Origin of the sequence: Nocardia shimofusensis NBRC 100134, assembly GCF_001613125.1 — a bacterium.
Taxonomy (GTDB): Bacteria; Actinomycetota; Actinomycetes; order Mycobacteriales; family Mycobacteriaceae; genus Nocardia; species Nocardia shimofusensis.
In genome coordinates, this window is the sequence record NZ_BDBT01000017.1 from 1 (window position 1) to 12988 (window position 12988).

12 protein-coding genes are annotated in these 12988 nt (G+C 67.5%); 7 read left to right on the plus strand and 5 right to left on the minus strand.

What is annotated here, in order from left to right:
• The first annotated feature begins 61 nt into the window (after positions 1 to 61).
• The 4 genes from NS3_RS17935 (at position 62) to NS3_RS17945 (ending at position 1988) form a co-directional block, all read left to right on the plus strand.
• The gene (locus NS3_RS17935) at positions 62 to 286 is read left to right on the plus strand and encodes a hypothetical protein (RefSeq protein WP_157101407.1); all 225 of its coding nucleotides are present in this window, start codon (positions 62 to 64) and stop codon (positions 284 to 286) included.
• Positions 287 to 298: 12 nt separating this feature from the next.
• Positions 299 to 616, plus strand: coding sequence for a hypothetical protein (locus tag NS3_RS17940; protein ID WP_067861143.1), 318 nt, complete (start codon positions 299 to 301; stop codon positions 614 to 616).
• A 344-nt stretch (positions 617 to 960) separates the two neighbouring features.
• Positions 961 to 1095: a hypothetical protein gene (locus NS3_RS30380; protein ID WP_281205870.1), complete on the plus strand. Its 135-nt coding sequence runs from the start codon at positions 961 to 963 to the stop codon at positions 1093 to 1095.
• A gap of 23 nt (positions 1096 to 1118) precedes the next feature.
• Positions 1119 to 1988 carry a haloalkane dehalogenase gene (locus tag NS3_RS17945; RefSeq protein ID WP_067861148.1) on the plus strand — a complete coding sequence of 290 codons (870 nt, stop codon included), beginning with the start codon at positions 1119 to 1121 and terminating at the stop codon, positions 1986 to 1988.
• A gap of 602 nt (positions 1989 to 2590) precedes the next feature.
• On the opposite strand, the gene NS3_RS30105 is transcribed toward NS3_RS17945, so the two are convergent.
• Positions 2591 to 2776 (minus strand): hypothetical protein, encoded by a 186-nt coding sequence (locus tag NS3_RS30105; protein ID WP_067861150.1) that lies wholly within the window; start codon positions 2774 to 2776, stop codon positions 2591 to 2593.
• Positions 2777 to 2978: 202 nt separating this feature from the next.
• On the opposite strand from NS3_RS30105, the gene NS3_RS17955 reads away from it, so the two are divergent.
• Positions 2979 to 4247 (plus strand): ATP-binding protein, encoded by a 1269-nt coding sequence (locus NS3_RS17955; RefSeq protein ID WP_067861152.1) that lies wholly within the window; start codon positions 2979 to 2981, stop codon positions 4245 to 4247.
• Positions 4248 to 4320: 73 nt separating this feature from the next.
• Here NS3_RS17955 and NS3_RS17960 read toward each other — a convergent pair whose 3' ends face one another.
• Positions 4321 to 5100 carry an alpha/beta fold hydrolase gene (locus NS3_RS17960; protein ID WP_067861154.1) on the minus strand — a complete coding sequence of 260 codons (780 nt, stop codon included), beginning with the start codon at positions 5098 to 5100 and terminating at the stop codon, positions 4321 to 4323.
• A gap of 63 nt (positions 5101 to 5163) precedes the next feature.
• Between NS3_RS17960 and NS3_RS17965 the strand changes: the two genes are divergently transcribed.
• Positions 5164 to 6930 carry a GNAT family N-acetyltransferase gene (locus NS3_RS17965; RefSeq protein WP_067861156.1) on the plus strand — a complete coding sequence of 589 codons (1767 nt, stop codon included), beginning with the start codon at positions 5164 to 5166 and terminating at the stop codon, positions 6928 to 6930.
• Between the two features lie 190 nt (positions 6931 to 7120).
• Positions 7121 to 7987: an alpha/beta fold hydrolase gene (locus tag NS3_RS17970; protein ID WP_067861158.1), complete on the plus strand. Its 867-nt coding sequence runs from the start codon at positions 7121 to 7123 to the stop codon at positions 7985 to 7987.
• A 38-nt stretch (positions 7988 to 8025) separates the two neighbouring features.
• On the opposite strand, the gene NS3_RS17975 is transcribed toward NS3_RS17970, so the two are convergent.
• The 3 genes from NS3_RS17975 to NS3_RS28530 form a co-directional block, all read right to left on the minus strand.
• The gene (locus NS3_RS17975; protein WP_067861160.1) at positions 8026 to 8619 is read right to left on the minus strand and encodes a hypothetical protein; all 594 of its coding nucleotides are present in this window, start codon (positions 8617 to 8619) and stop codon (positions 8026 to 8028) included.
• A gap of 232 nt (positions 8620 to 8851) precedes the next feature.
• Complete coding sequence (locus NS3_RS17980) at positions 8852 to 9277, minus strand: DUF4189 domain-containing protein (RefSeq protein WP_067861161.1); 426 nt, start codon at positions 9275 to 9277, stop codon at positions 8852 to 8854.
• Between the two features lie 243 nt (positions 9278 to 9520).
• Positions 9521 to 12988 (minus strand): beta strand repeat-containing protein (locus NS3_RS28530; RefSeq protein ID WP_174550486.1); only part of this gene is annotated, 3468 nt, incomplete at its 5' end.

Here is a 12988-nt window from a genome sequence, read left to right on the forward strand (position 1 = left end):
AAGCCTCCGCAATGAGCGTGCTCACCGCAGCGGGACTCACCTGCGCGACGAGGGGGCACCGATGAGCGTTCATGAGCTGAGGCCACGCAAGAAGCCGCCCGTCAACGAGGGCTGCGACAACGGGTCCGTACCCGGCATCACCGAGAAATGGGCACGCGGGATCATCGCGATCCACGACGGCTGCGAACCAGCCTGCCCGCGCAAGACGACAGCCCTGCGATATCTCGCGGACTCACACGGAGAGACCGAACCCGACCCTGGACCGCCGCAGAACGACGAGGCATAGGCGGTGCCCCGTATGTGGGACATCATCGTCGTGTTCACGGTGGTGGCCGGTGCCGCCACGCTCGCGTTCTGCCTCGTCTGCCCAGCAGACCACATCGAAGACCCGCCACGGGAGGGGTCCGCGCCTCGTGAGCCCGCCTGCACCGACACGCGGCCGATCCCTCCGTGGGTGCATACGACGCCGCCCCGGCCCCTGTCCATCACCCAGGCGCACCAGGTGATGCAAGACCACATCGACTGCCCACCCTGGCTGTGCGGAATGAAAGCCGCCGCGACGCAGACCCTGCGCGAATCCGGCCGCCTCACCCTGCGACGCACGCCTCTGTGGTGAACCCCGAGGAGCAGAAGCAACCATGCTGCCCAAACGCGAGAAGAACACCGACATCCGCCCGTACCCGATCCAGCCAGCACCGCTCTCGATTCTCGAGCGTACCCACGAGGCCATGCGGAAAGCCTGGCCCGAACTCGACCACACCCCCATACCCGCCGACGCCGTGAGCGGACATGCACCCGCACCCGGCCCGTCCGAGAGACACTGCGGGCCAACGAGTCCCGCACTTCAGCCCTGGCCAGGGTATCCGGAAAGCACCCGATGAAGTTTGTGGGCCCGTTCCGGTTTCCTGGAAGAACGGGCGGCAGATAGTTGTCCGCCGCCCGCCTACGGTGTCTGATCAGATGACCGATCAGGTCCAGCCGCCCATCATCTGGTCGGCTCGTGACCGTCCCGGCCCCGCACAGAGCACCGAAGTGCTCGACTACAGCCACCTACCTCCGCCCGGCAGGGTCGAGCGTGACCGGAAGCGCATGTAGCCTCGCATCGAAAGGGGGGCTTGATGCTGATCGACTTCGTTCCCGACCGGAACCTCTACCCATTCGAGTCGCGTTGGTTCGACTCGTCCGTCGGCCGCGTCCACTACATCGACGAGGGGACCGGGCCGACGATCTTGTTCTGTCACGGTGCTCCGGCGTGGAGCTTCCTCTACCGCCGGATCGTGCAGAGCTTGCGTGGCCGGTATCGGTGTATCGCTGTGGACTATCTGGGTTTCGGGTTGTCCGAACGTCCCGCGGGGTTCGGCTACACGATCGCCGAGCACACTGCGGTCCTGGGTGAGCTGATCGATCATCTGGGTCTGGAGAACTTCGTCGTGGTGGGACACGATTGGGGCGGACCCATCGGTCTGGGCGCGGCGACGACGCGGGCGGACCGAGTGCGGGGAATCGTTCTGGGGAACACCGTGTTCTGGCCGATCGAGGCGATGACCAATCGGGCGTTCAGTGTGATCATGAGCAGCCGTCCGATGCAACGGCGGATACTGGAGAAGAATTTCCTCGTCGAGCGCGTACTGCTCGGGGAACTGGGGCGCACGCTCAGCACGGCCGAGGCCGATCACTACCGTGCGGTGCAGCCCACCGCGCAAGCCCGTCAGGCACTCGCCGTGACGCCTCGCGAGATCCGTGCCGCCCGCCCGCTGCTGAGTCGCCTCGCCGAAGACGTGCCCGCCGCGCTGGGCGACAAGCCGACCCTGTTGGTATGGGGCATGCGCGACATGGTGTTTCGTCCAAGCGCCTGCATCCCGCGGATGCGCGCCGCCTTCTCCGATCTGGAGGTGGTCGAGCTGCCCCGGGCGCGGCACTTCATCCAGGAACACGAACCAGCGGCCATCGCGACGGCGATCGCCGGGCGATTCCCCTCATCAGTCTGACGATGTGCACGATTGGCCATCCGGACATATCTCTCGGCCACATCGGGAATGGGTAAGAATGCCAGAGCGCGAAACAGGCGGCGGGGTGATCGACTACCTCCAGGATCCGATCGGTGCCGCCCGGCAAGGAGCCAACCCGACTGTCGTTGGCCGGATGCGCAGCGGCTGGGCAGTTATGGGCCGCACGCAGCACCTGCCCGGCTACTGCGTGCTGATGCACGACGGCAACGCCGACCAGCTCACCGACCTGCCACGCGCCCACCGCGTCACGTTCATGCACGACATGGTGCTGCTCGGAGAAGCGGTCGAACGTGCGTGCCGGGCCACAGATCCGGAGTTCCTTCGTATCAACTACGAGGTCCTGGGCAATCTGTGGCCGCACCTGCATGGTCACATTCACGCTCGCTACCGGTGGGAACCCGATCACCTGCGCGTAGCCCGGTCTACCTCTATGGTTCCGAACGCGAAGCCCCTGAACACCGGCTCGGTCCCAGGCACGTCCCGCTCCAGGCAGCCATCTCGACTGCACTGCAAGAAATCCTCGCCGAGGACTGACGGCGCAGCCACATCCTGCCAACTGCCGGCGCGGCGATCGGGCCGAGCTAGTACTGGTAGGCGTTGTAGGTGAGGTAACCGATATCGCCACCGGCGTAATAGGTCGCTTCGTCGGCCTCGGCGAGCGGCAGATCGGCGCGCAGCCGCTCGACGAGGTCGGGGTTGGCGATGAACGCTCGCCCGAAGCTGATCAGGTCCGCGCCCAGTTCGAGCCAATGGGTCGACCTGACCACCGCGCAAACGGTACGAGCGAAATGCGAAGGGCTGCGACTCGACCTCGCCGACGCGATAGGCGGTCGCGCGCGCCGACAGATACAAGTCGCCGCTCCGCGGAAGAGGTGTCCCCCGACCTGGATGCGACATACTCTGCTAATGGTCTATTAAATACCCTGCTAACGGTATGGTAGATGTCTTGCTAACGGTACAGTAGGAATCATGGCCGAGTACTGCAGGCGCATCATCGACACCGCCCTGGACGAGTTGCAACCCCACCTCCGCGCGCTCGCCATCTTCGGTCCGAAGGGCGTCGGAAAGACCGCGACCGCCATGCAGCGTGTCGAGTCGATCATCGACCTGAGCCTGCCTGCTCAACGCGAACTCGTTATGGCCGACCCCGAGATCCTCACCCGTGCGCCCGGCCCTGTCCTCGTCGACGAGTGGCAACGGCTTCCCGAGGTATGGGATCACATCCGCCATGCCGTCGATGCCGGATCCGCACCGGGCCGGTTCATCATCGCCGGCAACTCGGCTCCCCGGGGCGCGGTCGTACACTCCGGGGCGGGAAGAATAGTGCCGATGCGGATGCGGCCCCTGAGCCTCGCCGAGCGCGATGTCGAAACACCTACGGTCAGCCTCGCCGATCTACTGGAAGGCAGTCGGTCGATCACCGGCACCACCGCAATTCGTCTGCCCGACTACGTCGAGGAGATCACCTCGTCGGGCTTCCCCGCGATCCGCGGACTGCCCGCACGAGTACGGCGAGCGGAACTCGATGCCTACCTCACCAATGTCGTCCAACGGGAGTTTCCGGAGCAGGGCTATCCGGTGCGCAAGCCGGAGGTCCTCCGAGCGTGGCTGGCTGCCTATGCCGCCGCTACATCGACCACGACCGCCTACTCGAAAATCCTCGATGCCGCGACCGCAGGGGTACCCGACAAGCCGGCGAAGGCTACCACCATCGCCTATCGCGACGCCCTGTCCTCGCTGTGGCTACTCGATGCGATACCGGCCTGGATTCCGAGCCGGAACCACCTGGAACGGCTGGGACAAGCACCCAAACACCAACTGGCCGATCCCGCGCTGGCGGCCCGGCTTCTCGGGCTGGACGCCCCGGCACTGCTTCGCGCCGAGCAGGGCAGTACAAGGCTCACGGAAGGCACGATTCTCGGCGCGCTGTTCGAGCATTTGGTGGCACTCAGCGTCCAAACCTACGCCGACGCCGCCGAAGCACATCTCGCTCACCTGCGCAGTCGCAATGGCGACCACGAAGTCGACCTGGTGGTACAGCGCTCGGACGGCAGAGTCCTCGCTATGGAGGTCAAGCTCGCCGATCGGGTCTCCGACGAGGACGTGAAACACCTGCATTGGCTTCACGATCGCATCGGCGACGACCTCATCGACTCGGTGGTCGTCTACACCGGAGAGCACGCCTTTCGCCGGGCGGACGGGGTCGCGGTGATCCCGCTCGCCCTGCTAGGGCCATGACCCGCAGCTGGGACGGGTCCGCCGATGTGAAAAGTCGGCGGCGATGCAGCAGCCGATTCAGGGCGCGTCGCGCCTACCCGTGTCGTGCCACGTCCTCGCACAGAATGCTCGGCCAGCGGGCGAGATCGGCCGGTGTGTGCGCCACCTCCAACGTGGCCTTGGGCAGCAGGCCCACCAGCGCCTCGGCGGTCGACACCGGATGGGCGGGGTCGTCGATCCAGGCCAGCACCGTGGTCGGCACCTCGATCGCGGCGATCGCCTCGGGGGCGGGCAGGTCGCTCATCGCCGCCCCGCGGAACAGGGACGGCAGGAGGTGCTCGGCGACATCCGGCACGGTTTCCGGCGTCCCGGCAGTGGCCGGCGGGCGGGGCGCGGCGAGATCGGCGCCGAGGAAGGCGTCGAGTCCCTGCTCCTCGATCAAGCGGGCATTCTTTTCGTAGATTTCGGCCTTCGCGGCGCGGGTGCCCCAGGCAGTCGCGGGCACCAGCAGGGTGAGGCCGGCGAATCGGCCGGGGTCGCGAACAGCGGCGTGCAGCAGGGTCCCGGTGCCCATCGACGGGCCGACGCCGTGCACCTGTTCACCGGGGAACCAGTGGTCGAGCAGCGTCAGCAGGTCCTCGGCCAGCACCGGCCACCGATAGTCCTCGGGGACGGCACGGCCCGTCGAACGGCCGTGGCCGCGCGCGTCGTACCGCAGCAGCCGGGTTCCGCTGAGTCCGCGGCCGAGATCGAGGTCCATCAGACGGTCGCGGTGACGGCTGGAGGTGAGGCCGTGGAGCTGGACGACGGGGTGGCCGCCCTCGTCGCTCAATTCCACATCGAGGTCGGCGCCGGGAACGCGGAAGGTCGGCACGGTGGCTCCAGGGTGGTGAGACAGGGCTGGTAAGACGCTGGGGAGGGAGCCTAGGATACGCGCATGCGGCTGACCAACGTCGCGCATCTGCGCCTGCCGTTCGGCCGCTTGCTGGGCTACGACGTCACCGCGGGCAAGGTGGGCCGTTCCCTTCCCGTGTCCTTCGACCAACGACGTCACGTCGGCGCGGGCGACCGGCCGGGATCGTGGATGGCGTTGTCCTTCAAGCTTTCCGCGCCGGTTCCGCCCGGCGAACTCGCGACCGCCTGGCTGGCGGTGATCGAGCGGCACGGCACGCTGCGGTCGGTCTTCGTGCCGGGCGAGGACGGCGAGCCCCGGCTGCACGAGGTCGAGATCCTCCCGGGCGACTGGGTCGAGCATGTGATCGCTCCGGGGCAGGCGGTCAACGATGCGCTGCGCACCGTGCTCGACCGTGCTTGTTCACCGTACGGTCGCCCGTCGCATCGGCTGTGTGTGCTCGAGACCGCCGTGGGACCGACAGTGGTGATCGCCGCCGACCACTCGCACGTCGACATGTGGTCGATGCTGGTGATCGCGCGCGACCTGCTCGCCGCGCTGGCCGCGGTGCGAGAGGGTCGTTCGCCGTCGCTGCCGCCCGTCCCCGCTTTCGCGGAGCACACCCGGGCGCTGCGGGACCGGCCCGCGGCACCCGCCGAGGTGCGCCGTCGCTGGGCCGAGGTGCTGGCGAGCAGCGGCGGTGTGATGCCGCGGTTCCCGCTGTCGCTGGGCGAGGCGACGCTGCACGAGGAGCGCGTGGAGGTGCGCGATGTCCTCGACGTCGACGACAGCGCCGCGTTCTCGGCACAGGCCCGCGACGACGGTGTCTCGACTCTGGCCCTGGTGGTGGGGGCGATGACCGAGGTGACCCACGAATTGGCCGGAACCGCACTGCGGGCCGTTTTTCCGGTGCACAGCCGATACGAGGCCACCTGGCACGACTCGGTCGGGTGGTTTATCACCAACTCGGTGCTCGAGTCGGCCGACGCCGATCCCCGTGCCAGCGCGGAAGCGGTGAAGGAGGCCGTCCGGATGGGGTCCTGGCCGTTGGAGGACATCCTGCGTCCGTGGGGCGGGATGCCCGAGGCCCCGGGGATGTTCGCGATTTCGTGGCTGGACCTGCGTCGGCTGCCGGTGCGAGTCGACGCGACCGGATTGGAAGCGCACTACGTCGGTGCGACGATCCGGACCGACGGTGTGATGCTGTGGTTCGTCTTCGACGAGGCGGGACTGCACCTGCGCTGCCGGTACCCGGACACTCCCGAGGCCCGGCGGCACGTCGGCGCCTGGCTTGACACGCTGATCGCCCGGTTGCAGTCACGGGCACGGGCTTCGGTCGGCGGCCTGCTCCGCCTCGGCGACCGGACCTACCGTGTGCAGCGGGCAGCGCGCGCCGACGTGCCCGCGCTGGTCGCACTGCTCTCCGACGACGAGATCAGCCGTGCCCGTGAGGGTTCCGAGATCGCGCGCTACGAAGAGGCTTTCGATGCCGTCACCATGGACCCCTCGCACTATCTGGCCGTGGTCCGGGACGAGGGCGACCGGATCGTCGGCACCATGCAACTCACCATCATTCCGGGACTGTCCCGCGGCGGCGCCACCCGCCTCCAGATCGAGGGAGTCCGGGTCGCCGCCCCGCAGCGCTCCCGCGGCATCGGGACCGCGATGCTCGAATGGGCGCACGACCACGGCAGGCACCGAGGGGCGACACTCGCGCAGGTCACCACGGACCGGGTCCGCGAGCGGGCGCACGCCTTTTATGCGCGGCTCGGGTACGACAACAACCATGTCGGGTTGAAGCGGGCGCTCTGACGGATTCACGGCACTCGCGAAAGCCCCACGGTTGCTCCGGGTTCGTCCACAGGGCGCCGGTTAACAGGTCGGCCGACGATCTGCCGTGGCCGAACGGCCTGCTACACCTGCTGTGACCGAGCCGCAGCGACGGAGCGGCACGGCATTCCGGTCTCGAGGTCCCACCGGGAACCGTAAGGTCGGTGCGGTGATGCCGAGTGAAGTTCGGGACTGGCGCGATCGAGGGCAGACGGTGCGATGCCGAGCAGGGTCGGTGTTCCTGCGCCACGAACCCGGTGACGGGACGACTGTGCTGCTCCTGCACGGGTACCCCTCGAGCTCCTACGACTATCGCCGGATCGTCGGCGGGCTCGGTGGTCGACCGTGGCTGGCGCTGGACTTCCTCGGTTTCGGCTTGTCGGACAAGCCGCGGCCGCATCGATACAGCTTGTTCGAGCAAGCCGACATCGTCGAAGAGGTGGTCTCGGCGACCGGCACGGAATCGGTGGTCGTGGTGGCGCACGACATGGGGACCTCGGTCGCCACCGAATTGTTCGCCCGCGATCTGGAGGGTTCGCTGTCGTTCTCGCTCGATCGAGCGGTCCTGAGCAACGGCAGCGTCATTCTGGACCGGGCGACGCTGCGACCGATCCAGAAGATTCTGCGTGGTCCCCTCGGCCCGGTCGCGGCCCGGCTGGCCAACCGGCCGATGTTCGCCCGCGAGTTCTCCGCGCTCTTCTCGGCCGAGCATCCGATTTCCGCCGATGAGGTGGCCGCGCAATGGGCGCTGTTGTCGGCGGCGGACGGTCACCGGATCGCGCATCTGCTGACCGCATATCTGCAGGAGCGCGTCACCTACGCCGACCGTTGGCACGGGGCGGTGCGGAACTGGGACAAGCCTCTCGGCTTCCTGTGGGGCACTGCGGATCCGGTCGCCACGACAGCCGTCCTCGACGGTCTGCGCGAGCTTCGACCGGCCGCGCCGGTCGTCGAACTGACCGGTGTGGGTCACTATCCCCAGATCGAAGTCCCCGACACCTTCGCCGCGGGCGCTCGAACTCTGCTGGGTATCGACTGATCCCAGCCTCCTGTGTTGTCGGGCCGACCCGGTCCGCGTCAGAATTTGCCGGTGTGGTGCACGATTCGATGACCGAGCCGGGCACCGAACTCGGTGACGAAATCATCGGTGAGCGGCGGCCAGCCCCAGAAGTCGAAGGCGAGGGCGCCGAGGGCGAAATCATCGGCCCATTGCCAGGAGGTGATCGGGCTCGTGGTGGCGCAGGCGGCGCAGGTCGCCGCGCCTGCGCCGGTGTTCTGCCATGCGTGGATCGCATCCGAGAACGGTTGCCAGACTGCCGCATCGGCTTTCCACCGCTGGGGGTAGTCGATGATCACGGTGGCGGTCCGGCAGTGCGGGCAGTGGGCGGCCGACGGTTCGACTTCACCCTGACCGGGATAGTGGGCGAATCTACCGACGATGACGGCTACCGGACCCGGCATCCAGTCCTCGCCCCACCTCTGAGTGATCTGGGCCCACTCGGGTCCGGGCACATAGCCTTCGTCGACCTGGAGGCTGTACATCCTCTCCCGCGAGGTCTCGCGGGACAGCCGACCTCTCGACACCATCCAGTCGATCATCTGCTCGGCCAGTGCGCCCGCACCGTCCGCGCCCACCTCGACGTCGACAATCCGTTCGAAATAGTCACCCATGCCCGCATCCTGCCACCGCGCACCGACAACGGAGCCGTCGCCGGAAAGGGTCGGCACATTGGTCCCACGCACCATGATCCGGCAGCCGGATCAGGATTCCCGCAAGCCACCGCTGAGGCCGGACGAACCGGTAAATGGCAATGGCGCTGGGAAATTTTGCCGCACCACGGCTCGACCGACACAAACGGGCCGGGTCCCCGGAAAGGACCCGGCCCGGAATCTCACCGCCGAATCAGCGGGCGTTGGCCGTGCAGACGACCTCGATGACCTGCGCACCGCTCATACTCGCGGAGCCGACGTTGGCCAGATGCGCCGTCGGAGTGATCTCCGCGAGCCGCTGGAAGGCGGCGCGTTCGGCCTCGGCCCGGTTCGGACCGGACCCGGCGGCCACCCCGTCGTTGCTGCCGACCAGCGCACCGCAGCCGTTGGCCCAGGCCACCATCAACGAGCAGTCGTCGGCGCCGCAGTTGGCGATCGCGACGTCCCTCGACTCCTCGAAGCTGGCCGCATTCACACTGACCCCGTACGCCCAGTCTTTGTCACTGAACGCGATCGCCGCGTACATGCCCGCGGCGTTTGCCGACCCCGCGCCCAGCACCGACCCCACCGCAAGGCTGCTCACCGCCAGGGCGAAGCCGACCTTACCCAAAAATCTCATCGAATATCTCTCTCTCGGATGCGTTCCGAAATCGGAACGTCCGTAATCATTCCCGCTGGAATCGTTTTCGTCCAATGCGCGGCGAAATTGCGCGCATGTGATGGAATTCGAACCCGGAGATCAGCTCTTTCGTCCCTTTTGTCGTCCACCGGGAACGATGGTCGCCGGTCGGCACACGATCGAAAAGGCCGACCGGGGCGACGATGTCGGCGTCGGCCCGGCCGGCCTTGTCTCGGCTACCGATCAGATCTCGGGTGGCGCGACGTAGGTGAAGGCACCGATCGCGGTGGCGCTACCACCGGTGGTGGTGACGACCACGTCTGCCGGACCCGCGACTCCCGCCGGAGCGGTCGCCGTGATCTGGAGATCGGAGACGACGGCGAACGGTGCGATCGCACCGTCGAAGGTGACCGACTGGGTGGTGGACAGACCGGTGCCGATGATGGTCACCGTGTCCCCTCCGATTGTCGAGCCGACAACGGGGCTCACGCCGCCGATCGTGGGCAGGGCTGTGTAGCTGTACGGCAGTCCGATGCTCGCGCCGCCTGCGGTGGTGACCACGACCAGTTCGATCCCGGTTCCCGCCGGAGCGGTCGCGGTGATCTGAGTATCGGAATCGACGGTGAACGCGGTCGCGGGAGTCGCCCCGAAGGACACCGCGGTCGCACCGGTGAAACCGGTACCCGTGAGGACCACCGTGGTCCCGCCTGCCGCCGCACCGGCTGCCGGTGTGAGAGAGGCCAGCGCCGGAGCCGCCACATAGGTGTACGGAGAACCGTTGCTGACACCACCGACAGTCGTCACCGTCACCGACTCGACACCGGTCCCCGCCGGAGCGATCGCGGTGATCTCGGTGTCCGAGACGACCGTGAACGACGTCGCCGGAGCAGCACCGAAATCGACAGCGGTCGCGCCGGTGAAACCGGTACCGGTGAGAGTCACCACGGTCCCGCCGGTCTCCGGACCCGCGATCGGAGCGAGAAGTGCCAGTACAGCAGCCGCCACATAGGTGAAGGGAGCACCGTTGCTGGTACCGCCGACAGTCGTGACCGTCACCTGCTCGACACCTGTCCCGGCCGGAGCGATCGCGGTGATCTGAGTATCGGAATCGACGGTGAACGACGTCGCGGGAGTCGCCCCGAAGGACACCGCGGTCGCCCCCGCGAACCCGGTACCTGTGAGAGTCACCGTGGTGCCACCGGTCTCCGGACCCGCGATCGGAGCGAGAAGGGCCAGTACCGCAGCCGCCACATAGGTGAACGGGACGCCATTGCTGGTGCCACCGACGGTCGTCACCGTGACCTGCTCCACCCCGGTCCCCGCCGGAGCGGTCGCCGTGATCTCGGTGTCCGAGACAACGGTGAACGACGTCGCGGGCGTGCCACCGAAGGACACCGCGGAAGCACCGGTGAAACCGGTACCCGTGAGAGTCACCGTGGTGCCACCGGTCTCCGGACCCACGGCCGGAGCGAGAACGGCCAGTACCGGAACCGCCACATAAGTGAAGGGTGAACCGTTGCTGGTACCACCGACGGTCGTGACCGTCACCTGTTGGACACCCGTGCCCGCCGGAGCGATCGCGGTGATCTGAGTATCGGAGTCGACAGTGAACGAGATCGCCGGAGTGGCACCGAAATCGACAGCGGTCGCGCCGGTGAAACCGGTACCCGTGAGGGTCACCGTGGTGCCGCCGGTCTCCGGACCCGTCGGCGGAGCGAGCGAGGCCAGCGCCGGAGCCGCCACATAGGCGAACGGAAGACCGTTGCTGGTACCCCCGACAGTCGTGACCGTCACCAGTTCCACACCGGTCCCCGCCGGAGCCGTCGCCGTGATCTGAGTGTCCGAGACCACCGTGAACGAGGTCGCCGGAGTGGCACCGAAATCGACAGCGGTCGCCCCCGCGAAACCGGTACCGGTCAGTGTCACCGTGGTGCCACCGGTCTCCGGCCCCACAGTCGGAGCGAGAACGGCCAGCGCCGGAGCCGCCACATAGACGAACGGGACACCGTTGCTGACACCACCGACAGTCGTGACGGTCACCGACTCGATCCCGGTACCGGCCGGAGCGATCGCGGTGATCTCGGTGTCCGAGACGACGGTGAACGACGTCGCCGGAGTAGCACCGAAATCGACAGCGGTCGCGCCGGTGAAACCGGTGCCGGTCAGTGTCACCGTGGTGCCACCGGCCTCCGGACCCACGGTCGGATCCAGAGCGATCAGCACCGGAGCGACCACATAGGTGAACGGAGCACCGTTGCTGACACCCCCGACGGTCGTGACCGTCACCAGTTCCACACCGGTCCCCGCCGGAGCCGTCGCCGTGATCTGGGTATCCGAGACGACGGTGAACGACGTCGCCGGAGTACCACCGAAGGTGACCGCAGTCGCACCGGTGAATCCGGAACCGGTGACGGTCACCGTGGTGCCGCCGGTGGTAGGGCCTTCATCGGGATCGATGCCACTGATCGACGGAACCGCCACATAGGTGTAGGGGACACCACCGCTGGTACCGCCGACGGTCGTGACCGTCACCTGTTGGACACCGGTGCCCGCCGGAGCGATCGCGGCGATCTGGGTGTCGGACACGACCATGAACGTCGCCGGGGTCGCACCGAAATCGACCGCGGTCGCGCCGGTGAAACCGGTACCCGTGAGAGTCACCGTGGTCCCACCGGTCTCCGGACCCGCGGTCGGATCCAGAGAGGTCAGCGCAGGAGCCGCCACATAGGTGAACGGGACGCCACCACTGGTGCCACCGACAGTCGTCACCGTGACCTGCTCCACGCCGGTCCCCGCCGGAGCGGTCGCGGTGATCTCGGTGTCCGAGACGACGGTGAACGAGGTCGCCGGCGTACCACCGAAGGAGACCGCGGTCGCACCGGTGAAACCGACACCGGTGAGAGTCACCGTGGTGCCACCGGACTCCGGACCCGAGGTCGGATCCAGAGCGATCAGCACCGGAGCGACCACATAAGTGAAGGGCGCGCCGTTGCTGGTACCGCCGACGGTCGTGACCGTCACCTGTTGGACACCGATGCCCGCCGGAGCCGTCGCCGTGATCTGGGAATCCGAGACCACCGTGAACGACGTCGCCGGCGTCGCACCGAAGGACACCGCGGAAGCACCGGTGAACCCGGAACCGGTGACGGTCACCGTGGTCCCACCGGTCTCCGGACCCTCATCAGGGCTGATGCCGCTGACCGACGGAACCGCGACGTAGGTGTAGGAGACACCACCGCTGGTACCGCCGACAGTCGTCGCAGTCACCTGCACAGTTCCGGTGCCCGCCGGAGCGATCGCGGTGATCTGGGTGTCCGAGACGACGATGAACGACGTCGCCGGAGTACCACCGAAGGACACCGCGGTCGCACCGGTGAGACCCGTGCCGGTCAAAGTCACCGTGGTGCCACCGGTTTCCGGACCCGCGGTCGGATCCAGAGCGGTCAGCGCAGGAGCGACCACATAGGTGAAGGGGGCACCGTTGCTGGTCCCGCCGACAGTCGTGACCGTCACCTGCTCGACACCGGTCCCCGCCGGAGCGGTGGCGGTGATCTCGGTGTCCGAGACGACCGTGAACGACGCAGCGGGCGTACCACCGAAAGAGACCGCAGAGGCCCCGGTGAAATTGGTACCGGTGAGAGTCACCACGGTGCCACCGGTCTCCGGACCCGCGGTCGGATCCAGAGCGATCAGCAATGGAGCCGCGACGTA

Bases quoted from the DNA above. Each gene is read 5' to 3' on its own strand.
- NS3_RS17935 (WP_157101407.1), top strand. From the start codon at position 62: ATGAGCGTTCATGAGCTGAGGCCACGCAAGAAGCCGCCCGTCAACGAG.
- NS3_RS17940 (WP_067861143.1), top strand. From the start codon at position 299: ATGTGGGACATCATCGTCGTGTTCACGGTGGTGGCCGGTGCCGCCACG.
- NS3_RS30380 (WP_281205870.1), top strand. From the start codon at position 961: ATGACCGATCAGGTCCAGCCGCCCATCATCTGGTCGGCTCGTGACCGT.
- NS3_RS17945 (WP_067861148.1), top strand. From the start codon at position 1,119: ATGCTGATCGACTTCGTTCCCGACCGGAACCTCTACCCATTCGAGTCG.
- NS3_RS17955 (WP_067861152.1), top strand. From the start codon at position 2,979: ATGGCCGAGTACTGCAGGCGCATCATCGACACCGCCCTGGACGAGTTG.
- NS3_RS17965 (WP_067861156.1), top strand. From the start codon at position 5,164: ATGCGGCTGACCAACGTCGCGCATCTGCGCCTGCCGTTCGGCCGCTTG.
- NS3_RS17970 (WP_067861158.1), top strand. From the start codon at position 7,121: ATGCCGAGTGAAGTTCGGGACTGGCGCGATCGAGGGCAGACGGTGCGA.
- NS3_RS17975 (WP_067861160.1), bottom strand. From the start codon at position 8,619: ATGGGTGACTATTTCGAACGGATTGTCGACGTCGAGGTGGGCGCGGAC.
- NS3_RS17980 (WP_067861161.1), bottom strand. From the start codon at position 9,277: ATGAGATTTTTGGGTAAGGTCGGCTTCGCCCTGGCGGTGAGCAGCCTT.